The sequence below is a fragment of the Streptomyces sp. NPDC002580 genome (assembly GCF_042889485.1).
GTDB lineage: Bacteria > Actinomycetota > Actinomycetes > Streptomycetales > Streptomycetaceae > Streptomyces.
Window position 1 is genome coordinate 672,247 of sequence record NZ_JBIAQZ010000001.1, and the last position, 25,060, is coordinate 697,306.

Here is a 25,060-nt window from a genome sequence, read left to right on the forward strand (position 1 = left end):
GCGCTCAGCCGTTCAGCACAGGACCCGAGCGGCGCGGGCGGCGGCGAGCCAGCTGGGGAACTCCTCCAGGAGCCGGTCGTAGAGCACGCTGTCGGGCACGCCGCGCGGATCGCGGCCGGCGTGGAAGAAGCCCGCGTTGTCGACGACGCGGTGCCCGGGTACGGCCAGGTCGTCGAGCCGGTGGAGGAAGGCGAACTCGTTGTCGTCGGGGTCGCCGAAGCCGATGAACTGCCAGAACAGGGGCAGGCGGGCGGCCTTGCACAGATAGCGTTCGGCGGCCGCCCTGCTGGTGGGGCCGCCGTCGGTCTGGAAGATCACCAGAGCGGGGGCGTCACTGCCGGAATCCACGTAGTGGTCGATGACCTCGTCCATGGCCCAGTGGTAGTTGGTGCGCCCCATGTGCCCGAGGTTCTCGTGCAGCTTGTCGATGCGGCCGTGGTGACCGCCGAGCCGCAGATCGGTCGATCCGTCGACCTCGGTGGAGAAGAACACCACCGGAACGGTGCCGTCGTCGTCGAGGTGGGCGGACAGCGAGAGGACCTGCTCGCCCAGATGCTGCATGGTGCCGTTCCTGTAGTAGGGCCGCATCGAGCCGGAGCGGTCCAGTACGAGGTAGACGGCGGCGCGCACCCCTTCGAGGCCGTGCGCGCGGACACTGGATCCGGCCGACTTGTAGAGGCTGACCAGATCGGGGGCCTGGGCCCGCATCTCGGACAGGCCGACCGCCGGAGCGCCGCCCTGGGAACCGACCACTGCCCACCACACCTCTGCCCGTCGTCCGCGGTCTTCATCATCGTGGCCGGGACGGCTCCGTGAGGCGTGTTCAGCCGTTCACGCCCGGTGTCCGGCCGCGTCCCCGGTGCTCGCGCGCCCCTCGCGCACCACGCGCGCGCCCGCTTCCGGAGGCCGGTGTCCTCCCCCCAGGAGGAGGGTCCGCGCCGGAACATCCTGCTCGGAGGGTAGGAGGGGCGCCTCCGTGGGCACGATGCGCATATGCGCGTCGGCGAGGACGCTGGGCTCATCAGTCATGAGGAGGGGTCATGAACCGTCAGATCCGGATTCGCGTCAGCCGCCGGCCCGCCGCTCCGCGCGAGATGCCGATCGACCGCAGGACCCCGTCGGGGCGTGTGCTGCCCTACTGAGACGAGCGGTTGCCGGCCCCGCGCCGACCGCCGCAGCGACCGACCGCACCGTTCTACGGGCGGGTGCAGCGGCCGGTGGGCGCGCCCGCCGGAGGACGGCACTGGAGGACGGATTCGGCCGAGCGGTGACTCAGGTAGCGGCCGATGCAGGTGTTCGCGGAGGTCCTGCCGCGCTCGGCGCAGAAGGCCAGTGCGGCGCGGCCGTCGGCGAAGGGCCCGGGCGCGTACACCACCCAGTAACCCGGGCGCAGGGAGGCGTACTTGTCGCTGCGCAGGATCTGCGCCTCGGGAACGGACTTCCTGATCTTCGCCAGCCGCAGGTCCCGGGCGGCGGTGCCGGTACCGACGGGTTCGGAGAAGAGCTGGGCGATCCAGCGGCCGCCGGACGGCGCTCCGGTCGGCGCCGGGCCGGGGGCGGAACGTGAAGGCGTCGGGGTCGGTTTCGGCGTGGGCGTGGGCGTGGGTGTGGCCGCCGGTGTGGTGGGACCGGTTCGCGTGGTCCGCGGCGCGGACGCGGACACCGATGCCGAGGAGCCGGTTCCCCCTCCCGTCCCACGGTGGGTCCCCTGGTCCCGCAGGGTCAGGAAGAGCGTGGTCCCCGTGACCGTCAGTGCCACGGTCGCGGCGACGGCGAGGGCGACGGCGATCGTCGTCCGCCGGCGGCCGTCCGGGCCGCCGGGGGGCGGTGACGCGGGCGCGGGCCGGGGCGTGTCCAGCCGGGTGGCCACGGGCGGCACGGACCCGCCCTGTCCCGTCCCGGCCGGCGGCACCGGCCCGTCGAAGGGCCGCGGAACCGGCCCCGGATACAGCCCTCGCGCCGGCGCGGTCTGCGTCGGCGGACCCCAGTGCGCGGCCGCGCCCGACTCGGCCCGCTCCAGCATCGCGTCCAGGCTCTCCGCGTCGGGGCGCGCGCCCGGGTCCCGTACGAGCAGGGCGGTCAGGACGGGCGCGAGGGGGCCGGAGCGGACCGGCGGCGGGAGCGGATCGTCCAGGACGGCGGCCAGCGTCGCGAGGGTCGTCGCGCGGCGCAGCGGGCTGACCCCTTCCACGCAGACGTACAGGACGAGGCCGAGGGACCACAGGTCGCAGGCCGGGTCGTCGGCGTGACCGCGGATGCGTTCGGGCGCCATGTACTCGGGGGAGCCGACGAGTTCACCGGTGGCGGTCAGGGAGGTCGAGTCGTGGAGGGCGGCGATGCCGAAGTCGGTGAGGACGGCCGTCCCGTCGGGGCGGAGCAGGACGTTGGCGGGCTTGACGTCGCGGTGCTGGATGCCGGCGGCGTGGGCGGCCCGCAGGGCGGAGAGGATCTGCCGGCCGACGCGCGCCGTCTCCGTGGGGGACAGCGGGCCCGCGCCGAGCCGGTCCTGGAGCGTCGGACCCGGCACCAGCTCCATCACGATCCACGGATGCGGCTCCGCCTCCACGATGTGATGGACGGTCACCACGTGCGGATGGCTGATCCGGGCGAGCGCCCGCGCCTCGCGCAGCACCCGCTCCCGCACGGTGGCGGAGGTCCCCGCGTCGGCCCGTACGGCCTTGAGCGCGACCTCGCGGTGCAGCACGGTGTCGCGGGCCCGCCACACCGTGCCCATCCCGCCGCTGCCGAGCCGTTCGATCAGCTGAAACCGTCCGTCGACGATGTCCCCCGGTACGTCCATGCGCGACAGATTAGAGGAGATCGTCCCTGAGGGGCGGTGGACGGCGGGCGGAGGGTCAACGCCCCAGCGCCGCACCACCGTTGATGTGGAGGAGCTGGCCCGTCACGTAGGCCGCCTCCGGTGACGCCACGTACCGGATGAAGGCCGCGATCTCGTCGGGCCGGCCGGGCTGTCCGGTGAGGGACTGGCCCACCCGGGCGGCGACGAACTCCGGTGTGGCGCGGTCCCCGAAGAACTCGGTGTCGCCGACGAAGCCGGGGGCGACCGCGTTCACGGTGATGCCCTCGGGGCCGACCCGCTGGGCGAGGTCGTAGGTGTAGGTGTTGATCCAGGCCTTGGAGCCGCCGTACGCGCCGGGGCCGCGCAGCGAGGCGATCGAGGAGAGCTGCACGACCCGGCCGCCGGGGCGCCGCACATGGGGGAGCAGCGCCTCGGTGAGCAGGACGGCGGTCAGGACGTTGGCGTCGAAGTTGCGCCGGTGGCTCTCGGCGACGGAGGCCAGGCCGCCGTCGTGCGGAACGGACGCGTTGCCGCCCGCGTTGGCGACCAGGACGTCCACCGGGGTGTCGTCCCGGACGATGAACTCCCGTACCGCTTCCACCTGTTCGGGATCGGCCAGGTCCGCCGCGAACCAGGAGGCGGTCGCCGGTCCGTACCGCTCGTTCAGCCCGTCGGCCGCCTTGCGCAGGACGTCCTCGCGGCGGCCGAGCAGCACCACCCGGTCCCCGTCCGCGGCGAACACCTCCGCCGTCGCCAGACCGATCCCGGTGCCGCCGCCGGAGACCACCACACGCCGTCCGCCCATGTCCGTTCCGCCCGTCGTCAGAGTTCTCACATGTGAACGTGGGTCACGTCCACGTACGGGAAGTGACGGTACGGAGACCGCCCGGCGGCGTCAAGTGGCCTGATATGAGGCCAGGTTGACTCGGGGATCCGTTTCGTCGTCTGAGCGCGCGGGAATGGATCGGGCAGCGTTTGTCCCGGTCCGTCCGGACCGAGGGAGGGGAGCGCTGTGCGTGACCATGTGCGGACCGCGGACGGGCGGTTGCTGCGCGTCGAGGTCTCGGGGGATCCGCGGGGACGCCCGGTGTTCCTGCTGCACGGCATGCCCGGCAGCAGGGTCGGACCCCGCCCGCGGGCCATGTTCCTGTACCAGACCGGCACCCGGCTCATCAGCTACGACCGGCCGGGGTACGGGGGGTCGGACCGGCATCCGGGGCGCCGGGTCATCGACGTGGCGCGGGACGTCGCCGACGTCGCCGACGCGCTGGGCCTCGACCGGTTCGCGGTGGCCGGACGGTCCGGAGGAGCCCCGCACGCGCTGGCCTGCGCCGCGTTGATGCCCGAACGGGTCAGCCGGGCCGCCGCGCTCGTCGGGCTGGCGCCGCGCGACGCCGAGGGCCTCGACTGGTTCGAGGGCATGGCCCCGTCGAACGTCGACGAGTTCCGGACGGCGTTCACCGATCCGGAGCGGTTCGTGGCCCGGCTGATCCCGAGGTCCGCCGAGATCCGCAGCGATCCCGTGCGGCTGCTGGACCAGCTGCGGCGGGAACTCACCGACGACGACCGGCAGATCGTCTCCGACAGCACGATCCAGTCGATGCTGCTCCGCAACTACCGCGAGGCGCTGCGGACCTCGCCGTACGGCTGGATCGACGACGCGCTGGCGCTCACCGGGCACTGGGGTTTCGACCCGGCGGAGATCCAGGTGCCGGTGCTGCTGTGGCACGGCGTGAAGGACGTGTTCTCCCCGGCCTCCCACTCCTCCTGGATGGCCGCGCGGATCCCCCGGGCGACCGCGGTGCTCGAACCCGCCGCCGCGCACTTCGCCGCCCTGCGGGCCCTGCCCAAGGTGCTGAGCTGGCTGCTGGCGGATGTGCCGGTCTGGCCCGGACACCGGCGGGGACGTACCCCGGAGACGGTCAGCCCCGGCGCGTCCGGGAGCCTGCGCCCCCCGGCCCCCACCTCGATCTGACCCCTCACCCACCGACCCGCGGGCTCACGCCGCGGGCGCGGCGGGCGTTCCCCGGGCCCGGTGGGCGTCCCCCAGGTACGTGGGGGACGCCCACCGGGCGACGCGGGAGCGGACGGCCGGTCCGGACCGGACCCTTCGAGGCCCGGTGCCGGGCGCCGGAGGGGCCGACGAACGGTCCCTCCGGCGCCCGGGAGGCAGGTGCCCTACACCGCCAGCGGCTCCAGGTCCCGGTATATGCGGCGGTCGTCCGCCACGACCCGGGTCATGCCGTTCTCGTCGCCGAGGAGCGAACGCAGCTCCGCCAGGGCCTCGGCACGCATCCGGCGGGCTTCCTCCTCGCGGCCCAGCGCGGCCAGGGTCAGACCGGCGTTCGCCACGATGGCGAGGGTCTCCGGGTGATGGGGCCCGAGAACCCCGCGGAGGTTCAGGACGGCGTTCTCCTCCAGTTCGCGGGCCTCGGCCAGACGCCCCTGGTCGGCGAGGACGTTGGCGTAGTTGGCGCCGGTGAACAGGGTGTGGGGGTGTTTCTCGCCGAGCACCTCGCCCATCCGGCGCAGCACCCTGCGGAACACCTTCTCCGCCTCCTCGTTGTCGCCGCAGCCCCAGTGGAATATCCCCAGGTTGTTGAGCGCGGCCTGGGTGTACGGGTGGTCCTCGCCCGGCACCTTCATGTACTCCGCCAGCGCCTCGCGGGCGACCTCCCGCGCCGCCTGACGCTCGTCCGCGGCGAACAGGTCGGCGGCCATGTTGAGGTCACAGGCGAGCGAGTCGGGCGTCGGCGCCTCGTACTGCTGGCGGTACTGGCCGCGCGTCGCCGTCGTGAGCCGGCGGGCGTCCTCGAACTGCCCCGCCCTGCGCAGTGACACCGCGAGGGACTTGGCGCAGCTCAGCGTGCCCGGGAACCCCTTGCCGAGGATGCGTTTGTGGGCGTCGTAGGCCCGGGAGAGCAGGGAGACCGACTCGGTGTACCGGCCGACCTCCCGCAGATCGCGGCCGAGCCGGGCGGCCGACGCCAGCGTGTACGGGTGGTCGGTGCCGAGGACCTCGGTCCGGCGGTCGAAGGTCTCCTGGTCCAGGGTGCGGGCCTCGCCGTAGCGGCCGACCATGCGCAGCGCCAGCGCGCGGTTGTTGGCGGCGCTCAGGGTGCGCCGGTGCGACTCGTGGAAGATCTGGCGGAACCCCTCGTGCGCCTCGCGGGCGAACTCGACCGCCGACTCGTACACACCGAGCGCCGCCAGGTCGCTGGCGAGACTGGACATGGTGACGTACGTGTGGGGGTGCGAGGGCCCGAGGACCCGCTTCTGGCGTTCCAGGAGCTCGGTGTTGATCTCGCGGGCCTCCACGTAACGCCCCTGGGAGCGCAGGATGTTGCCGAGCTGGCAGCGCAGGTACAGATACTGGACGTCGTCCTCGCCGAGGAGGGGCTTCCAGAGGTCGAGGAGATCCTCGGCGCGCGCCTGGGCGCTGGGGAAGTCGCCCCGCTTCCACAGGTAGCGGACCCGGTCGATGAGCAGCCTGCGCGTGCCGGCCTCGGTGCAGTTGCGGGCGTCGGAGGCCGTCAGGTGCGGCCAGATGACCGCGAAGCGCGACCAGTTCTCCGGGTCGTCGATCGGCTCGTCGCCGTCGGGCCGGCAGCCCGCCAGGACCGTGTGCACCACGTGCCGTGCCTCCCGCTGCTCCTCCTCGCTGAGCTGCGAACGGATCACGGCCTGCACCAGCCGGTGCACCTGGACGCTGTTGCTGACCTGGTCGACCTTGGCGAGCGCGAACCGGCCGATCTCGCGGATCACCCGGCCGAGCAGCAGACTCTCCTGGAGCGCGGGGTCGTAGGGCCGCAGGGCGTCGATCATCTCCTTGCTGTAGAGCAGGTGCGAGGAGATCGGCTCGGGCGCCAGGAACGCGCACAGCTGGAGCAGCCGTACGGAGGCCGGGGAGCGTTCGCGCAGCCGGGCTATGGAGATGTTCCAGGTCGCGGCCACCGTCTTCGGGTAGTCGGCGGCCAGGTTCAGGTCCAGCACATCGGTCGTCTGCTCGGCGAGTTGACGCAGGTACTCCTCGATCGGGGTGGCCGTCTCCGCGAGCCAGGCCGCCGCCTGCTCCACCGCCAGCGGCAGGTCGCCGACCGCGAACGCCACCCGGTCGGCCTCCTCGAGGCTCAGCCCCGAGGCGCGCCGGGTGAGGTGCTCCACGCTCTCCTCGCGCAGGAACACGTCGATGGGCAGCGAGGCCCCCTGCTGCGCCCAGGCCTGGTTGCGGGAGGTGACCAGGATGTGACCGCCGCCCCCGGTCGGGAAAAAGCGTTTCAGCTGCGCCGGGTCGTCGGCGTTGTCGAAGACCAGGATCCAGCGCTTGGTCGGCGTCCCGCGGGCGAGCATCTGTACGGCGTCCTGGCTGGCCTGGTTGATGTCCTCACTGCTGGGCGCGCCGAGGCGGACGGCCAGTTCGGCGAGCGAGGAGACGACGTCGCCGGGGTCCTCGGCGGAGATCCACCACACCAGGTCGTAGTCGGCCATGAACCGGTGCACGTACTCCAGCGCCACCTGGGTCTTGCCGACACCGCCGAGCCCGTACAGGGCCTGCGGCCGCGGCAGGACGACCGAGATGCCGCCGCCGAGCTGCTCGCGCACATGGTCGAGGATGACATCGCGGCCGGTGAACGTGTTGTTGCGCTGGGGCGCGCTCCAGATCGCCGGCGTGCTGCCGGGGAAGCGGGGCCCGGACGTGCTGCCCTCGAGGGGCCGGCCCGGCAGCTCCAGAACGCTCAGCAGCGAGTTGACGCACTGCGTCTCGTCCAGCCGGTGCAGGTCGACCGGGTTGCGGTCGAGGTAGTACTGCGGCAGGTGGACCTCGTCGACCCGTACCGGGACCACGGTGCCGGGCGCGGCCTCGTGGCCCCCGTCGGTCAGCGCCCGCCAGACGGTCTCGGCGTGCCGGGACTTGCGGAACGCCTTCGACAGCAGCACGAGGGTGCGGGTCGCCGGGTCGGGATGCTCGACGGGTCCGCCCGCGATGTCGTGCGGGGTGACGTTGCAGCCGGCCCGCTTGAGGAGCGACTCGATCCAGTCGGCCCAGACCCGGTTCTCCGCCGTGTACGCGATCACGACGTCGGCGGTGGTCGCCATCGGCCGCCGCCTCAGGAACGCGTCCCGGCAGCGCAGCCGCACCGGCTCCGGCATCCGCGGCAGGGCGGTGACCTCGCCGTCCGAGACGACCGTGGTGAGCCGTTCGAAGGCGGACAGCAGCGAGTTGGCGATCCCGCTCTCGTCACCGACCGTGGCGAGGGTCTCCTCGTAGGCGTAGTACGGGCGGTACGGGATCTCGACGTTGCCCCAGTAGTCGGTCAGTTCCTCGTCGGGCATCTCCTCCCCGCCCAGGCCCTTGGGCAGCCCCTCGAACTTCAGCCGGGCCAGCGCCCGGCCGGCGTCCACCTTCTCCTTCTCGCCCTCGTCGATGCGCATCGGCACCGGCAGGACCCGGATCGGCCGCTTGACGTAGCCGTTCTCCACGCTGCGGGCGACGGCCGCCGCGCCGTCGAGGGACTGGTCGCTGAGCGTGAAGCAGTCCACGAGGACGTCGGGCATCTGGATGGTGCAGATGTCGGCGCTGTCGGACAGCCCGGTACGGCTGTCGATCAGGACGTAGTCGTAGGACGCCCGCATGTCGTCGCGCAGCGCGTCGAGGAAGAGCCCGCCGCCGAGGCGTTCGTAGAAGTTGTCCCACTCGAAGGACGAGACGGTCGCCGAGTACGAGCGGTCCTGGCGTCCCGCGGACAGGAAGTCGAGCGAGGCGCCCTCCGGGAACCGCAGCCCGAGCCGCTCCGGTGTCAGCGAGATGGCGTGCTGCTCGACCTTCGCGTAGTCGAGGTGCCACTGGCCCGAGCGCTGGCTTCCGGTGGTCGCCGCCCAGGCGTACTCGTTGATGATGTCGATGACGCCGGTGGTGGCGGCCAGCGCGTTCGGGTCGAGGAAGGGATGGAAGAAGCGGTGCAGACCCGGGGCCTCCAGGTCCCAGTCGACGGCGAGGACGCGCTTGCCGTTGGCGGCGAGGATCCAGGCGATGTTGGCCAGGGCCATGGTGCGGCCCGTGCCTCCCTTGTACGAGTAGAAGGTGATGATCCGTCCGTCCTGCGCGGCCGTCATGCTTCTTCTCCTCCGTGGTCGGATCCGCCTTCGGGCAGTGGCGGGTGGGTGGGGCCCATCAGACGGGGCCTGCGGACGGGCGGACCCGCGGGCGGATGCGCCTCGGCGTGCTTGAGGTACTGCCGGGTCGCGTGCGCGACGACGACAGGGAGTACGTCGGTGAAGGCCTTCAGGGTGGGTACGCCGTTGACGGCGGTCCGGCAGTCGGCGCGCCGCCCCCGGTCCAGGATCGTCGGCAGCGTCCGTTCGAGGTCCGCCGCGAGCTTGCGCCCCTCCTCGCCCTGACACTGGATGTCGGACCGGTTCCAGGGGACGATCGCGCTGACCCAGGGGTGGGCGCCCGAGTCGAACGCCTTGAGCCTGCGCGCCCGTTCCTCGTCGGTGAGCGCCCACCTGTCGATGAGCAGGATCCCCGGATGGTCGGGACCCGTCTTCTCGGAGCCGTCCGCCCCCAGGTCGTCGTCGGTGGTCTCGTCGTCGAACGAGGACACGGTGATCCGGTAGTCCAGCGACCGGATCAGCTCCTCGGCCATCGAGGGCAGCGACCGGGTCGACTCCGAGTGGTACGGGTTCCAGTCCTGCGCCTCCTCCCCGTAGGGGCGGACGTCACGATGCTCGGGGATGGTGTGCCGGGTGGGCGCGGCCACCGTCAGATGGATGTGCCGGGGACCTTCGCCGCGGGGCTTGAACGCGCTCGGCGTGCGCTCGTACGGGCGGGGCCGGCTGGAGGGGAGCGGAGAGTGCTGCGCGATCTGCACGATCCGCTGCGCCAGCCCGAGCACCGTCTCCTCGTACTCGTCGCGCAGCCGGTTCAGCTTGATCAGACCGTAGATCCCGTTGGCCGTGTACCTCTCGCCGAACTGGGCGTGGTCCACGTGGATGTGCCGTACGGAATCAGGGAGTTGGTCGAGGTCGATATGGGTCCACAACGCGGGGACGATCGCCCGCGACGCGCCTGCCCCGCTCGCCCGTGCCCGCAGAATGCGTTCGTTGAAAGCGAACCATTCCCGGCCGCAACTCTCACTGGTGAAGTACCGCGGCGAGAACAGCGGCACGAACACCCGGCAGGTGGCGAGATTCTCGCTGAGTTTCTCCGGCCAGCCGTCCCCCGAACGCATCTCCCGGTCCATGAATCCGACGGTCGCGCCACCGGGCAGATCGGTGAGGGCCATGATGTGGTCGCACAGATCCGTGTAGAGGACCTGCACCCAGTGGTCCGGATCCCCGCCGCCGGGCCCCCACGACGGTGTATGGGCGTAACTCAGAAAAAAATAGGGCCGGTTGTCCGCTGCCGGTTCAGGTATGTCCACGCGCCCCCCTGCCTGTGGATGAGCCCCTACGGGATGTTCACCTGGCCGGAACCAACAATCTTCCCGACCGAGGGCCCGCACGGGTCGCCTCTTTCACGTCAAACCCTGGCGATATCCAGACATCAGGACCTCGGCCAGATCGACGGCCTCGCGCATGGCGAAGAGCCGTACCGTTCTTCCCGCCATTTCCCGCTCGGTGGCGAGATCACGCGGCAGTCGCGCCCCGATGGCCCCGAAATCCCCGTCGTGCAGCACGATGTCCTCGTACGAGGTCCAGCGGCCCGGCTCACCCACCACCCCGTGGTACGACCGCAGGGCGGGCCCGGGACGCAGCCGGTACTCGGCGAGATGGAACGCGCTGCACACCTCGAACCCCACCCGGAACAGCAGGACTTGAGCTCCCGCCGCGTACAACTCGGCGAGCGGCGAGCGCTCGCCGAGATGACAGTGCGGGTCGTGTCCGCCCAGCAGCTCCGCGGCCCGCGGCCCGAGACCGGCCAGCGAGGTGTGCGGGTGCTCGCTGCGCACGGCGCCCGGAGTCGTCCGTACGCATTCGGCGAGCACGCCCATCGTCGGGCAGGGTGTCTTCGCGGCGTCGAACGGCGGCCGGGAGGCCCGGAACGCGGCCTCCTGCGACGGGGACATGCCCGCGGTGAGTTCCTTGTACGCCCGAGAGGTGAAGGAGTTCTCCGGTGTGAACGCGGGCACGACGAGCGTGCCGCCCGGGCCGAGCGTGTCGAGCAGTGCGTCCCGTACCTCGGTGTCCCGCAGGCCGCTGCCTCCGAGGGAGGCGTGCACCATGAGGACGCCGCCGGACTGCAGACCCAACTCCTTGAACAGGCCTGTCAGTCGGGTTGAATCAGCCATCGTGGCCGACCGGATCGGCCGGAGAGGGGCGTGCGCTCTCCAGCTCGCCGCGCAGTTCCGCCGCCAATGCCGCTCCCGTCTCGGTGAGTTCGCCTTCGGGGCGGGCCGCCAGCAGGTTCAGGGCGAGGCCCGCGCGCTCCAGCGCGGCGGCCTCGCGGCCGGCGTCTCCCGCCCAGTAGTCGGCGTCGCCCAGTTCGCGGACCGCCCGGTCGAGCAGTCGGCCGGCCTGGTTGCCCGGCACGTTCAGATCGGCCGTCTCGCGCAGCGCGGAGAGCCGCGCGTGGCGTCCGGCGCGCGGCAGTTCCCGGACGAGGTCCTCCGGCTCGAAGTCGACGGCCAGCCCGAGCGCGCCCAGCCCGTGGGCGCCGAGCCGTACGCCCGCTCCCGCCGCGAGCGGGGTGACGGTGGTCAGCCGCAACGCGTTGGCGCCGTCCCGCCCGCCCCAGCCCCGTTTGGCCGTCGACTCGTAGGCGGTGCGCAGCCGTCGGGTGAACGAGGCGAGGTCTTCGGCGTCCAGCGGCGGGGCGACGGGGGCGGGGTAGCAGTCACGGAGGGGGTCGGCGTCGTCGAGGAGCAGCCCGGTGCCGTCCGCGACCGGGAGGACGCGCAGCGGCCGCCAGGCGGCCGCTGCCTCGTCGACGGTGTACTCGTCCCCTCCGGGGGTGCGCACCCGCAGTTCACCGGCTTTCACCGAGGCGGCGACGGGGCCCGCCTCGTGGAGGGTGAGGGTGCCCAGGGCGGGAAGGTGCAGTTCGGCGGTGGGCTGGTCCCAGCCGAGTTCGAGGTCGGCGCCGGCGCGGACGGCCGCGACGACGACGGCGCGGGCGAGCGGGGCCGGGTCGGTGATCCTGCCGTGCAGACAGCTCTTGAGCGTGGTGTGCAGATACGGGTGGGCGAGGATCTCGTCGACGTACGGCGCGGTCGACGGGGCCGAGTCGAGTTCGACGAAGGCCCGCCACACCTCGTCCCAGCCCGGTTCGCCGGCGTGCTGGGCGGACACGACGGAGACCAGGTTGCGGACCAGTTCCTCCTGCGCGTAGCCGAGTTCGTGACCGTCGTGGACCGCGGGGCTGAGCGCGTGGTCGGTGATGCGTTCGGCGACACCGTCGACGAAGGCCCGCAGGTCACCGCAGAAGACGCTCGGGTTGGCGAAGCCGTGGCCGGTGCGGTAGCGGTGCGCGTACAGGCCTCCGCCGCACGATTCGATCACCGGACAGCGGCGGCAGTCCGCGCCGACACCGGCGAGCCCCAGCTGACGGGCGCGCACCCCGGGATGCCCGGCGAACTCGGCGAAGGTGTGCCGGCGGATGTCGTAGCCGGTGGCCGGAGCGCCGTCGTACGCCGTCTTCAGGGAATCGGCCTGCTCGAAGCTGCCGTCGGTCTCGACCACCGCGAGATCGCTCGGCGCGAGGCCCATCGCCTCGGTCAGCGGCGGACCGCCCCGGAGGGTGCTGAGGACCGACTCGAAGGTCCGCACCCCGACCGTTCGGCCCTGCTCGCTCCAGCGGTCGAAGATCTTGAGCAGCCAGTCGGCGTACGCGGTGGGGGAGCCGTCGGGGCGGTTCGGCGGGCTGTCCCAGGTGGAGTGCGGCAACAGGTAGTCGATGCGGGGCGGGTGCAGGGAGGTGAGCGCGTCGTGCACCGCGACGGGGTCGTTGGCGATGTCCACGGTGCACAGCAGGCCGCTGTAGAGGTGCCGGTACTCGGGCCTGCGCAGCAGTCCGACCGCGCGAACGACCCGGTCGTAGCTGCTGCGGCCGCGGCGGTCCAGGCGGTGCCGGTCGTTCGCGACGCGGTCGCCGTCGAGCGAGACGCTGACCTTTACGTCGAATTCCTTGAACACATCCAGATGCCTGGTGTTCAATTGGACGCCATTTGTGTGAATACGGAGGTCGAGCGCGGTCACCGGGACGATGGTGCGAACGAGTTCCGCACAAATGTTTCTCATTCGGCCGGGGCCCACGAGAAGAGGCTCTCCGCCGTGCAGGATCACCGAAACGGAGGGGAGTTTCTCTTTCTCCGCATAGTCCGCGAATCCGCGGGCCACCTTCCCGAGTGTTTCCTCGGAGATGAAGGTGGGGCGACCTTTCCAGCTCTGATCGGCGTGCTCGTACACATAACAGTGATCACAGGCGAGGTCGCATCGGCTGTGGATCTTGAGGACGAGTTGCTGGAGCTTCACCCGGTGCAGCGTAGTCTCGCGCGCGCGTCGCTGGTACCGCGAACTCGTTGATGATCAAAGGGTGTTGGTGGACCCTGAGGGCGCGCGCGGGCGCACCGGACCGGAGAGAGCCGCCGGGTGCGCCCGACTCGAAGCGGTCGTGACTAAAGAGCCGAGTCGAACGTGATCGGCTTGACCGGACGGCGCCCGGGGATGTCCATCACCCGTCCGGCGGACCTTACCGCGGCAGCCCCGATCGGGTTGATGGCCGACAAGGGGGTGTGCGATCGGCGCGTGGGCCCAGGGGTGGCCGAGAGGTGCGTCGCCGGTGTCGCCGTAAGGTTCATTTTTTTTAGAACTTTCGCTGATGGGTAGCTACGCCCCATGGTGGGTAGCTACCCAGGGGGTGCGCCGGTTGTCTGTCACGCAACCGGCACTTCTGATTTCCCCAGTTTCGGTGATGCGTCGGTGGTTGCGCAATTGGAACGCGCCCAGTGGTGAGAATCCTTCGGCCCGCACGGCGTCGAGACGGGCGGAAGCGGACACCTGTTCGGTGGGTGCCGGAAGGTCACAGGGGTGACTGCCACGTGAGCGTGGTGCCGACGAGGCCCTCGGCCGTGGGGGCGTCATCCAGGACGGTGAGACGGACGCCGGGCCGTCCGTCCGTCAGGGTGACGGTGGCGTCCACGGAGATCTCGATGCGGGACACCCCGGCACGGCGCGACGCGGCGGCCAGCGCGCGGCGCAGGGCGGCCATGAGCTGATCGCTGACGGATTCCGGGACCTGGTTCTCCACGGCTCCGACGAACCGGGCGGAGGGCCGGAAACCGAGCACGGCCGCCGCGCCCGCCGCTTCGCGCAGCACTCTTCCCCGGAAGGTGGTGGGAGCGTCGGCGGGCGGTTGCTGCAGCGCGAAGATGGCTGTGCGGACTTCCTGGACGGTGGAGCGGAGTTCGTCGACGGCGTGCCCGAGCACCGCGCGCACCTCCTCGGCGCCGGAGTCCTCCTGCGAGGCCTCCCCACCGCTGTCCCCACTGTCGTCCCCACCAAAGTCCCCGGTGGCGCCCGCTCCGTGCCCGCCCCGGGTGCCGGCCGTGTCCCCGGCTCCCGCCGTCCGGCTCCGGCGCAGCGTGGACTCCAGCATCAGGCCGGTGGCGAACAGCCGTTGGACGACCAGGTCGTGCAGGTCGCGGGCGATGCGGTCCCGGTCCTCGAAGACCGCGAGGCGCTCCCTGTTGTGCCGGGCGTCGGCGAGGACCAGGGCGATCGCCGCCTGTGAGGCGAACTGGCCGGCCAGCCGCCGTTCGACCGGCGTGTAGGGGCGGTCGCCCCGCCCGCGCGGAAGGGCCAGCGTGCCGATGAGACGGCCCTCGGCCCGCAGGGGCAGCATCACGGTCGGCCCGAAACGGGACCGTACGGACGCCGTCATCCGCGGGTCGGTCGCCGGGTCCTCGATGAACACCGGTTCCCCGCCGAGGAGTTGTTCGAGGGCGGGGTTGCCGGGCGCGATGGTGACGCCCACCAGGCCGGCGGGGTCGTCGTGGGGGGAGGAGGTCACGACCTCCATGCCGCCCTCCGCGGTGGGCAGGAGGATGACCCCCACCGAGGCGCCCGCCAGGATCCTGGCCTGCTCGGCGACCGTCAGCAGGGCGTCGTCGGGGGGCTCCCCGCTGAGCAGGGCGGTCGTGACGGCCGCGGCACCTTCGATCCAGCGCTCCCGTTGCCGGGCGGTCTCGTACAGACGGGCGTTGGCGATCGCGATACCGGCCTGCGTGGCGAGGAGGCGCACCAGCCGTTCGTCCTCACCGGTGAAGGGGCCGGTGGACTTGTCCGCAAGGTAGAGGTTCCCGAACACCTCGTCGTCGACACGGATGGGCACGTCCAGACAGATGTCGGCCCCGGCCGCCTCCGAGGGGCGGGCGGGCCCCGTCCCCGCGGGGGGAGGCTCGGCCGTCCGGATCCGTACCAGCCCGTCCCGGCCCGGATCCGTCATCCCCAGCGCCGCGTACCGGGCCCCCGTCAGCACGGCCGCACCGTCCACGATCCGCTGGAGCGTGGCGCGCAGCTCCAGTTCGGTGCCCACGCTGAGGACCGCTTCGAGGAGAAGCGGGAGCCCGGGTGCGGGGTCGGTCATGCGAGGCCTCGGCCGCCGGGGCCTCAGCGTGCCAGCGGGTCCAGGATCAGCGGCTCGACCTTGCCCTCCAGCATGGCGCCGAGACCCTGGACGGCGCAGACGTCCGGCCGCTCGGCGATGTGGACGGGCATGCCGGTCGCCTGCCGCAGCATCTGGTCGAGTCCGGGGAGCAGCGCGCTGCCGCCGACCATCATGATCCCGCGGTCGGCGAGGTCGGCCACCAGATCCGGCGGGCAGACGCGCAGCACCTTGCCGATGCCGTCGAGCACGGCGGTCAGCGGCGTCTCGATCGCGATGCGTACGGCGGCGGTGTCGACCTGCACGGAACGGGCCAGGCCGGTCGCCACGTCCCGCCCGTGGATCTCGGTCAGGGCCGGGCCGTGCGGAGTGAGCCCGTTCCCGGACAGGGCGAGCTGCAGGGGCCGTACGGCCTGACTCGGCAGCATCAGCTCGTGCTGGTGGCGCAGGTGCTGCACGATCGCGTGGTCGACGGCCTCGCCGCCGACCGGGATGCGTTCGGCGGTGACGATCGAACCCAGTGACAGCACGGCGAGCTGGGTCGCGGCGGCACCGCACACCATGATCATGGTGGCTTCGGGCCGTTCGACGGGCAGTCCGCAGCCGACCGCCGCCGCGATCAGCGTGTCGACGAGCTCGACCCGGCGGGCCCCCAGCCCGACCAGCGTCTCGATCGTGGCGCGCTGGGCGAGGGGGTCCGCGTCGTGCGGGGTGCAGGCGGCGGCCCGCAGCCGGGGCTTGCGGCGCAGGGTGCGGCGGACCTTGTCGCCGAGCAGATGGCGCAGCATCCGCTGCGCCATGTCGATGTCGACGACCGTCCCGCCGGACACGGGACGCACCACCCGGATGTAGTCGGGCGTACGGCCCGTCATCTTCTCCGCGAACTCCCCGACCGCGATCAGCGCGCCGGTCTTCGTGTTGATCGCGGCGACGCTCGGCTGGTCGACGACCAGGCCCGCGCCCCTCACGTACACCCGGGTCCTCGCCGCGCCCAGGTCGACGGCGAAGTGACAGCGACGCAGCTGCTCCAGACTGGCGGTCATGGCAGGTCCTCCCGAGAGCGCAGACCATGGGGCCCCGCCGGGCGGCGGTCCTCTCTCGCATCCTGCGGGCGCCGGGCGGCGGGCGCCTTCCGGGAGGGGCTAGGCGGGCCGCCGCCGAACGGGGGAACCCGGCACCGGAACGGGCGGATCGCACCGCGGACGAGGGGGGGGCGGGCGAAGGCCGGGGCGGGGCGAGGGGAGCGGGCGGGACGGGAGCGAGGACGGGGGAGGAGCGCCGGAGAGCGCAGGGCGAGAAGGGGGACGAGCGCGGGGGAGCGGGCGAAGACGGGAGCCGGGGGCGGAGGCGCGGGGCGCGGGAGGGGCCGGGGCTGGGGGACGGTGTGTGGACCGGTCGGCTTCAGGCATGACCGTGGCGGCCGTGGTCGTGGTGGGCGCCGGTGCCTGTGCCGGAGTGCGGGGCGGGTGGTGCGGCCGGGGGGTGCGTGGTCGTGAGGGGCGTGGGGCGACGGTGAACGCCCCTTTTCCGTAAGGCATTCATGGCCGACGCGCGCCAATCACCCTTTGCGGGACGGATACGGGTGTCCCGAGCCGCTCGCCTTCTGGCGGGAACCCGCCAAGGCGCGTTCCCGCCCGTTCCCGTCAACACCCCCGCAACACAAGCCCCCTGACACTCTCCTCACAGCACACGACCGAAGAGAGGCGTGGATGACCAGAGGACCTGTCAGACGTGGGGCGACCCTCCTGTCGGCCGGGCTCATGATCGGCCTGCTGCCGGCGGTGGACGCCGGCGCGCAGAGCGGCGGCCCGGCCGTCCCGACCCCGACGAACGCCCCGAACGCGGTGAGTTCCGCGAGCGCCGCCCGTACCGTCACCCTCGTCACCGGCGACAAGGTGACCGTGACCGACCTGGGCGGCGGGAAGAAGACGGTCATGGTCGAGCGGCCCGAAGGGGCCACCGGGACCGTGCGGACCCAGACGGCCGACGGCGAGATCAGCGTTGTACCGGACGAGGCCCTGCCCTACCTGCGGGCGGGCACCCTCGACGAGCGGCTGTTCGACGTCAGTGGGCTGATACGGCAGGGGCTCGCCGACAGCAGGACCGACGAGCTCCCGCTGATCATGACCTACGACAAGGGCGCGCGGACCGTCACCCCGCGCGGCGCCGAACGCACCCGGTCCCTGCCCAGCGTGCGCGGGGCGGCCGTCGAGGCGGACAAGGGCCGCGGCTTCTGGCGGGCGTTCACCGCGCAGGACGGGGTGAAGGGCCTCTGGCTGGACGGGCGCGTCACCGCCGACATGGCCGCGAGCAACGCGCAGATCGGCACGGAGAAGGCCTGGGCGGCCGGACTCACCGGCAAGGGCGTCACCGTCGCCGTCCTCGACACCGGGGCCGACCTGACCCACCCCGATCTCAAGGACCGGGTCACCGACACCAAGAGCTTCATCGAGGGGCAGGAGGTCGCCGACCACCACGGTCACGGCACCCACACCGCCTCGACCGTCGGCGGCAGCGGCACCGCCTCCGACGGCAAGGAGAAGGGCGTCGCCCCCGGCGCGAACCTCGTCGTCGGCAAGGTGCTCGACGACACGGGCTCGGGCAGCGAGTCCCAGATCATCGCCGGCATGGAGTGGGCCGCCCGGGACGAGCACGCCAAGGTCGTCTCCATGAGCCTCGGCTCCAGCGAGGCGAGCGACGGCACCGACCCGATGGCCCAGGCCGTCGACACCCTCTCCCAGGAGACCGGTGCCCTCTTCGTCATCGCGGCCGGCAACACCGGCGCCCCCTCCTCCATCGGCTCGCCCGGCTCCGCCGACGCGGCCCTGACCGTCGGCGCCGTCGACTCCGCCGACCAGGCCGCCTACTTCACCAGCGCCGGCCCCCGCTACGGCGACAACGCCCTCAAGCCCGATCTCTCGGCCCCCGGTGTGAACATCCTCGCTGCCCGCTCCCAACTGGTCGGCGGCAGCGGCTACTACACCTCCATGAGCGGTACGTCCATGGCGACGCCCCATGTCGCCGGAGTGGCCGCGCTGCTCGCCGAGGAACACCCCGACTGGAGCGGCGCCCAGCTCAAGGACGCGCTGATGTCCACGTCGAAGCGACTCGACGCCTCCCCCTACGTGCTGGGCGCGGGCCGGGTGAGCGTCCCCGACGCCGTCGCCGCGCACATCACCGCGACCGGCAGCGCCGACCTCGGCTTCCACTCCTGGCCGTACGAGAGCAACAAGCCAGCGAAGCGGACCGTCACCTACACCAACACCGGTGACACGGACGTGGTGTTGAGCCTGTCGGCGCAGGGCGCCCCCGACGGTGTCGCCGCCCTCGCCGACACCACCCTCACCGTGCCCGCCCACGGCACCGCCTCCACCATCGTGACCGGCGACGGCGCCAAGGCGGCGGTGGGCGAAACCACCGGGCGGATCGTGGCCGCCTCGGCCGACGGCACCGTCCTCGCGCACACCGCCTTCGGGATGGTCAAGGAGGAGGAGCGCTACACGCTCACGGTGAACGTCAAGGACCGTGCCGGGGCGGCCACCGCCGCCTATCTCGCCCTCCAGCCGCTCGCCGCGGACACCGACGCCGTCTCCGTCCACGTCGGCGACTCCGGCACGGTGAAGCTGCGCCTGGCCCCGGGTTCGTACAGCCTGAGCTCCTTCCTCGACGTGCGCGGCAGCCACGGCGCCGACTCGCTCGGCCTCGGCTACCTCGCGGCCCCCGAGATCACCCTCGACCGGGACCGTGAGGTCACCCTCGACGGACGGAGACTGAGGGAGATCAAGGCCGAGGTGGGCCGGCGGACCGAGACCCGGCAACTGCTCCTGGAGTACGACCGGAACGCGGGCGGCTCCGACCTGTTCGGCGCGGCACTGGTGTCCCCGAAGTACGACAGCGTCTTCGCGGCGCCCACCGCGAGGACCAAGCAGGGCACCTTCGAGTTCCGGACCGTGTGGCGGCTCGCCAAGCCGCTGCTGGAGGTCGAGGGAGTCGGTGACGCGCTGGTCCAGCGGGGCGGCACCGTCCTCGACGGCCGTTCCCGGCTTCCGCTGGTCGACGTCGGCGACGGCCCCTTCGCCGGCGTCAAGGGCAAGGCGGTCCTCGCCCACCTCGCCGCAGGCACCACCCCGGGCGCGCTCGCCCAGGCCGCCCAGGACGCCGGGGCCGCGGCGCTGTTCGTGACCGACGACGTCACCGGGCGGCTGAACACCTACTGGGGGACGGAGGACGGCGCCGACCGCCCCCTGCAGATCGTCACCCTCAACGCCACGGACGCGGCCCGGCTGCGCCGGCTGCACCAGGTCGACATGACCGGCACCGTCAACTCGCCCTTCACCTACGACCTTTCGAAGGGATACCCGGGCGCGGTCCCCGACGGCGACCTCACCTACCGGCCCAGGAGCCACGAACTCGCCGTCATCGAAGCGAAGTTCCACGGCAGGAAGCCGACGTCGAGCGGCGGGGAGTTCCGCTACTCCATCACCGACTCCTTCCCCGTCGGGATCGGCTACCTCCAGCGGATCGACTACCCCTTCGAGCGCACCGACTACGTCTCCACCGGTCCCGGACAGAAGTGGCACGAGACCGTGTACTCCTCCGACAACGCGCTGGAGGAACGCAGCGGACTCGTCACCTACAAGGGCGGCAGCCACCCGGCCCTCGACTGGTTCAAGCCGGTCTGGCACCCGTGGCTCGGCACCGGGCTCGGCTGGGGCCAGGAACGCGCGGGAAGCACGCTGCAGTTCAACACCCCCGGCTGGGGCGACTCGGGCCCCGACCACACCGGCTTCGGCAACGTGTGGGACGACGACAGCGGGATGACCCAGTCCACCGAGACCTACCTGGACGGGGTGTTCGTCGAACGCCGCAAGAGCTCCGGCGCCTATGTGCGCAAGGCGCCCGCCGACGAACACGCCTACAAGGTGGTCACCGACACCGCGCTCGACCCCACCCGATGGGGGCTCGCGACGAAGGGCCACGCCGAGTGGACCTTCCGCTCGGCGGCCACGCCCGACGACCATTGGACCTTCCTGCCCCTGATCAACCTCTCCTTCGACGTCGACACCGACCTCGCGGGCGACGTCCGGGGCGGCGGCCGGGTGCCGATCGGGATCGGCGGTGAGTACGTCGTGGACGCCGAGGGCACCGGGACCCTCGGCGGCGGGAAGCTCGAGGTGTCCTACGACGAGGGCACGACCTGGCGGTCGGTGAAGCTCACCGGTGCCGGGCGGGCCGACTGGCGCGGGACGCTGAACGTGCCGCGCGGCGCCTCGTACGTCTCGCTGCGGGCCTCCGTGAGCGACGACAAGGGCGGTTCCGTGAAGCAGGAGATCATCCGGGCGGTGGGGGTGAGGTAGGCCCAGGTCCTGTCGTCACCTTCCCGTCGTCGCCCGCGGGGCAGGCGGAAGGCGACGACAAGGCCTGACGGACCGGCGGGCGGCGCCGTCCCCCCTCGACCGGGGGGACGGCGCCGCCGTATGCCGGGTACCCGTCTACTCGGGTGTCACGACACCCCTGACCAGGCCCAGCTCCACCAGGTCCTGCGGACGGACGCGCAGGTCGTTCGCCGTCGCCTCGGCGTCCTCCGGCGGCCGCTTCAGGATGGCGGCCGCCAGTTCGGGGGCGATCACCGAGAAGTAGCTGTCCGGCGTGGCCCAGGTGTTGCCGGGCGCGGCCAGGGCGAGCGCGCCGCCGGAGCCGCCCTCGCCGATCACCAGCGTGGTGGCGGGCGTACGCGCGGTCGCGACCGCCGCGAACAGGTCCGCGATCGCGGACCCCGCCCCCCACCGCTCGGCGTCCGCGTCGTTCGCGGCGCCCGGGGTGTCCACCAGCGTCAGGACCGGGATGCCGAGCCGGCCCGCCAGCCGGACCAGCCGGGCGGCGGTGCGGTATCCGGCGGGACGGGTCGGGGTGCCGCACTGGGCGGCGTACGCCACGGTCCGCCCGTCGCGCGCGCGGCCGAAACCGCACAACATCCCGTCGTCGGTGCCCCCGCAGCGGTCCCCGGCGATCGCCGCGCGGCGGCTGAAGTACGCGTCCAGGTAGCTCTCCGCGCGCGGACGCTCCGGAGCACGGGCACGCCGCACCGCGTCCCACCCCGTCGCGGGCAGGTCGGTCGCGCCCAGCGCGGACGGTACGGGCGCCGCCCCGGCGGAGGGCCGGGTGAGCAGGTCCAGCCACAGGGCGAGCGCCTCCCGCAGACCGTCCGGCGTCACCAGGGCGTCGACGGAACCGGCCGCCACCTGCGCCTCGGCCGTGTACGCGGCGGGGTCCGCGTCGGGCGGGCGGACCCGGGAGCCCGCGAAGGCGACCTGGGCACCCGGCAGTGCCAGGGTCACATCGGCGCCCGCGCCGAGCGTGGCCCAGCCGCCGCCCGTCGTCGGGTCCCGCAGGACGGCGATCTGGGCGAGCCCCGCCTCCCGGGTGAGCGCCGACTGCCGTGCCACCCGCTGGAGTTGGGTGAGCGCGAGCATGCCTTCCTGCATACGGCTGCCGCCCGTGGCGACCAGCGAGACGACGGGCAGCCGGTGCGCCCTGGCGTGTTCGTACGCCGACTCCAGGCGGTCACCCGTGCGTTCGCCCAGGGACCCGCCGAGGAAGCCGAACTCGAAGACGACCAGCATGGCGGTCACCGGGCCGAGCGGAGCCCTGCCGTCGATCGTCGTGCCGAAGCTCGCCGTACCGAAGGTCGCGGTGCCGCAGACCACCGACTCGTCCTCGCCGGTACGGGCGGCGGCACGCTCCCGCGCCGCGTCGTACCCCGGCCAGGAGAGCGGACCGTCGGTCCCGAACGCGTCCTTGGGCGAAGGGAGTTCGGCGAAGCTGTCGGTGACCAGGGCGATGGCCTCGCGGGCCGAGATCCGTTCAGTCACGCGGCAGCGCCCGCTTCAGGATCTTGCCCATGTCGTTGCGGGGCAGCTCGTCGAGGAAGCGCACGGTGCGGGGCCGCTTGTGCGGGGCGAGACGACGGGCCACGTGGCCGGCCAACTCCTCGGCTGGCGGCGGGTCCTGGGGATCGAGTGGGACGATCCAGGCCACCACCCGCTCACCGAGGTCGGCGTCGGGCTCCCCGGTGACGGCGGCCTCGCGCACGGCGGGGTGGTCGAGGAGCGCGTTCTCGATCTCGCCCGCGCCGATCTTGTAACCACCGCTCTTGATCAGGTCGGTGGCCTTGCGGCCGACGATCCGGACGCAGCCGTCGGGGTCGAGGACCGCCATGTCACCCGTGCGGAACCAGCCGTCCCCGGTGAACGCGGCGGCCGTCGCGTCGGGCCGGTTCAGGTACTCGCTGAACAGGTTCGGCCCGCGCACCTGGATCTCGCCCACGCTCTCCCCGTCGTGCGCGCCGGTCGGGGCGCCGTCGGCCTCGTACCCGGCGATCACCGTCCCGTCCTCCTCGACGAGCCGCAGGCCGACACCGGGCAGCGGCACGCCGACCGTCCCGGGCCGGGCCGCCCCGTCCGCCCGTACGCTCGTGTTCATCAGGGTCTCCGTCATGCCGTACCGCTCGACGACCCCGCGTCCGGTCGCGGCCGTGATCCGCTCGTGGTCGTGCAGGGGCAGCGCGGCGGAGCCCGAGACGAGCAGCCGCGCCCGGCCCAGCGCCTCGGCGAGCCACGGGTCCTCACCGAGCGCCTCGGCGAGCCGGTGGTACATCGTCGGCACCCCGAACAGCATCGTCGCCCCGTCGTTCAGCTCCCGCGTCACGCCCTCCGCGCTGAACCGCCCCAGGTGCCGCACGGACCCGCCGCGCCGCAACGGGCCCAGTACGCCGAGGATCAGCCCGTGCACATGGAACAGGGGCAGGCCGTGCACCAGCACGTCGTCACCCGTCCACTGCCAGGCGTCGGCCAGCGCGTCCAGGGTCGAGGCGATTGCCCGGCGCGGGACGACAGCGCCCTTGGGCGGACCGGTGGTGCCGGAGGTGTAGACGACGAGGGCGGGAGCGGCGGGGTCGGTGACGCCGTCGCCGGACGCGGCGAACGCGGGCGCCCCGGAGGGCGCGGCGCCCTCCGCCGGGGCGGGCGTGCCGGTCACGGCACCCGGCTCCGGTCCGGACACCTCGACATCGACGCGGTCCAGCGCCGCGGCCCGGGGAGGCAGCGTGTCCCCGGGGGCGGCGAGCACCAGGGACGGCGCGCTGTCGCCGAGGATGTGGCCGAGCTCCGCCTCCCCGGACTTCGGGTTCAGCGGCACGGCGGGCACGCCCGCGAGCAGCGCGGCGACGACGGCGACGGCCGTCTCCAGGGTCGGCGTCGCCCACACGGCGACCCTCCCGGCACCGTCGAGCCGTGCTGCCAGGGCGCCCGCGGTGGCGGCCAGTTCCGCGTACGTCAGGGACCGATCGCCGAAGCGCAGCGCGGACCGGTCCGCGACCGAACCGCTCACCAGGGCCGGGAAGAGGGAGAACACGGGGACTCCTTGCCGAGAGGACTTCACCGGGACGGACAAGGCCCTTCCTACACGATGACCGCTCCTGGGGCGGGTGGTCGCCGGCCCGTTCGCGCGGGGCGCGTGGAGGGGGCGCGCGGACGGCGTGAGGATCGTTTCGAAAGGGAGGGCGATCGTTCGGGAATCGTGGCGTGGACGGACCCGGCCACGTAATGTCGGCGACGCGTGACAACTTGATGAGTCAACTGCCGGGAGCCCATTGGTGAGTGTGTCCCCGCCGCCCCTCCCCGAGACCCTCGGACGCCTCGACGCAACGGTCGCCGAGCGGGGTCCGGACCGGGACGACGTCCTCGTACCCCGCGCGCCGTCGTATCGGGGCGCCCCGCCCCGGGAGCTGGTCCGGGCACCGCTCACGGGCGGGACCTCGAGCGGCGACAGGGGCGGCGCCCCTGTCCGGGGGCGCCCGCGGGCGCGGTACGGAGCGTACGGCGAGGAGGCCGAGCGATGACGACGAAGCCCGCCGGCCCGGTCGGGAGGCTCCTCGCGACGCTGCGTCCGCGCGGCGCCCGCTCCGAGATGCGGGCCCTCGCGGTGGAGCTCGGGCGGGCACTCCGAAGAAGGGCCGACGCGCCCGTCGGAATACGCGAGTTGGCGCAGGCGCTCTGCGAGGAGATGAGCAGGCGACGGGGCGGCCGTCCCGTCCGGCTGCGTTTCGAACGCTTCCCCGACGAGATCGAAGTGACCGGCCTGTGGCTGGAGTTCCACGACTTCGACCTCGTCGTGGTCGAGGAGCGTGCCGAGACGGTGCAGCAACTCGTCATCCTCGGGCACGAGTTGTGGCACATGAACGAAGGCCACCGCGGCCACCACGCGGACGGACCGGCGGCCGTCGCGCGCGCGGCCCTCTCGGACCGCTCCGAGTGGCGCGCTCCCGGAGCGCGAGCGCCGATCCGACCCGAGGTGGCCCTCGGCGTCGCCGCCCGCGACGGGTCACGTCAGGCGGACGAGGCACAGGCCGAGGCCTTCGGCCTGCACCTGGCGAGCGTCTTCCGCTCCTGGGTGACCGCCCCGGGACCCACCGGCGCCGTCGACCCGGTCAGCCGCGCCATCGAGACCTCCCTGGGGCTCCGGGGCTCCCAGGACTGACCGGCGCCCGGCCCCGGCGGAGCCAACGGCTTGGCCCCGGGGCCCGGACGGTTGTTAGCCTGCGGCGGGATTGTCCGAGGCGGCGCGCCGGATGGGTGCGCCCCCATGGCCGTACGCCT

14 protein-coding genes are annotated in these 25,060 nt (G+C 72.8%); 3 read left to right on the forward strand and 11 right to left on the reverse strand.

Annotation, left to right across the window (positions count from 1 at the left end; all coding sequences use genetic code 11):
* Positions 1 to 12: 12 nt before the first annotated feature.
* The 3 genes from ACFYW7_RS02865 to ACFYW7_RS02875 form a co-directional block, all read right to left on the reverse strand.
* Complete coding sequence (locus ACFYW7_RS02865; RefSeq protein ID WP_389498536.1) at positions 13 to 708, reverse strand: vWA domain-containing protein; 696 nt, start codon at positions 706 to 708, stop codon at positions 13 to 15.
* A gap of 487 nt (positions 709 to 1,195) precedes the next feature.
* Positions 1,196 to 2,800 (reverse strand): serine/threonine-protein kinase, encoded by a 1,605-nt coding sequence (locus ACFYW7_RS02870; RefSeq protein ID WP_389497206.1) that lies wholly within the window; start codon positions 2,798 to 2,800, stop codon positions 1,196 to 1,198.
* A 55-nt stretch (positions 2,801 to 2,855) separates the two neighbouring features.
* The gene (locus ACFYW7_RS02875; RefSeq protein WP_389497207.1) at positions 2,856 to 3,605 is read right to left on the reverse strand and encodes an SDR family NAD(P)-dependent oxidoreductase; all 750 of its coding nucleotides are present in this window, start codon (positions 3,603 to 3,605) and stop codon (positions 2,856 to 2,858) included.
* A gap of 207 nt (positions 3,606 to 3,812) precedes the next feature.
* Here ACFYW7_RS02875 and ACFYW7_RS02880 point away from each other — a divergent pair, with 207 nt between their 5' ends.
* Positions 3,813 to 4,775, forward strand: a complete 963-nt coding sequence (locus ACFYW7_RS02880; protein WP_389497208.1) for an alpha/beta fold hydrolase — start codon at positions 3,813 to 3,815, stop codon at positions 4,773 to 4,775.
* A 203-nt stretch (positions 4,776 to 4,978) separates the two neighbouring features.
* Here ACFYW7_RS02880 and fxsT read toward each other — a convergent pair whose 3' ends face one another.
* The 6 genes from fxsT to ACFYW7_RS02910 all read right to left on the reverse strand — a co-directional run bounded on the left by fxsT (position 4,979) and on the right by ACFYW7_RS02910 (position 16,447).
* Complete coding sequence (gene fxsT / locus ACFYW7_RS02885) at positions 4,979 to 8,914, reverse strand: FxSxx-COOH system tetratricopeptide repeat protein (RefSeq protein ID WP_389497209.1); 3,936 nt, start codon at positions 8,912 to 8,914, stop codon at positions 4,979 to 4,981.
* On the reverse strand, positions 8,911 to 10,224 hold the full coding sequence (locus ACFYW7_RS02890; RefSeq protein ID WP_389497210.1) for a TIR-like protein FxsC: 1,314 nt from the start codon (positions 10,222 to 10,224) through the stop codon (positions 8,911 to 8,913). The genes fxsT and ACFYW7_RS02890 overlap by 4 nt, the downstream gene beginning before the upstream one ends.
* 93 nt (positions 10,225 to 10,317) lie before the next feature.
* Positions 10,318 to 11,091, reverse strand: coding sequence for an aminoglycoside N(3)-acetyltransferase (locus ACFYW7_RS02895; protein WP_389497211.1), 774 nt, complete (start codon positions 11,089 to 11,091; stop codon positions 10,318 to 10,320).
* Positions 11,084 to 13,273 (reverse strand): radical SAM/SPASM protein FxsBH, inactivated beta-hydroxylase extension form, encoded by a 2,190-nt coding sequence (fxsBH, locus tag ACFYW7_RS02900; RefSeq protein ID WP_389497212.1) that lies wholly within the window; start codon positions 13,271 to 13,273, stop codon positions 11,084 to 11,086. Before fxsBH ends, ACFYW7_RS02895 begins: the two co-directional genes overlap by 8 nt.
* A 547-nt stretch (positions 13,274 to 13,820) precedes the next feature.
* The gene (locus tag ACFYW7_RS02905) at positions 13,821 to 15,386 is read right to left on the reverse strand and encodes a GAF domain-containing protein (protein WP_389497213.1); all 1,566 of its coding nucleotides are present in this window, start codon (positions 15,384 to 15,386) and stop codon (positions 13,821 to 13,823) included.
* Between the two features lie 23 nt (positions 15,387 to 15,409).
* On the reverse strand, positions 15,410 to 16,447 hold the full coding sequence (locus tag ACFYW7_RS02910; RefSeq protein ID WP_389497214.1) for a rod shape-determining protein: 1,038 nt from the start codon (positions 16,445 to 16,447) through the stop codon (positions 15,410 to 15,412).
* 666 nt (positions 16,448 to 17,113) lie between these two features.
* Between ACFYW7_RS02910 and ACFYW7_RS02915 the strand changes: the two genes are divergently transcribed.
* Positions 17,114 to 20,761, forward strand: coding sequence for a S8 family serine peptidase (locus ACFYW7_RS02915; RefSeq protein ID WP_389497215.1), 3,648 nt, complete (start codon positions 17,114 to 17,116; stop codon positions 20,759 to 20,761).
* A 135-nt stretch (positions 20,762 to 20,896) separates the two neighbouring features.
* On the opposite strand, the gene ACFYW7_RS02920 is transcribed toward ACFYW7_RS02915, so the two are convergent.
* Both ACFYW7_RS02920 and ACFYW7_RS02925 read right to left on the reverse strand, forming a co-directional pair.
* Positions 20,897 to 22,276, reverse strand: a complete 1,380-nt coding sequence (locus ACFYW7_RS02920; RefSeq protein WP_389497216.1) for a carboxyl transferase domain-containing protein — start codon at positions 22,274 to 22,276, stop codon at positions 20,897 to 20,899.
* Positions 22,269 to 23,816, reverse strand: a complete 1,548-nt coding sequence (locus ACFYW7_RS02925; protein ID WP_389497217.1) for an acyl-CoA synthetase — start codon at positions 23,814 to 23,816, stop codon at positions 22,269 to 22,271. The genes ACFYW7_RS02920 and ACFYW7_RS02925 overlap by 8 nt, the downstream gene beginning before the upstream one ends.
* A 483-nt stretch (positions 23,817 to 24,299) precedes the next feature.
* On the opposite strand from ACFYW7_RS02925, the gene ACFYW7_RS02930 reads away from it, so the two are divergent.
* On the forward strand, positions 24,300 to 24,941 hold the full coding sequence (locus ACFYW7_RS02930) for a toxin-antitoxin system, toxin component (RefSeq protein WP_389497218.1): 642 nt from the start codon (positions 24,300 to 24,302) through the stop codon (positions 24,939 to 24,941).
* Positions 24,942 to 25,060: the final 119 nt, after the last annotated feature.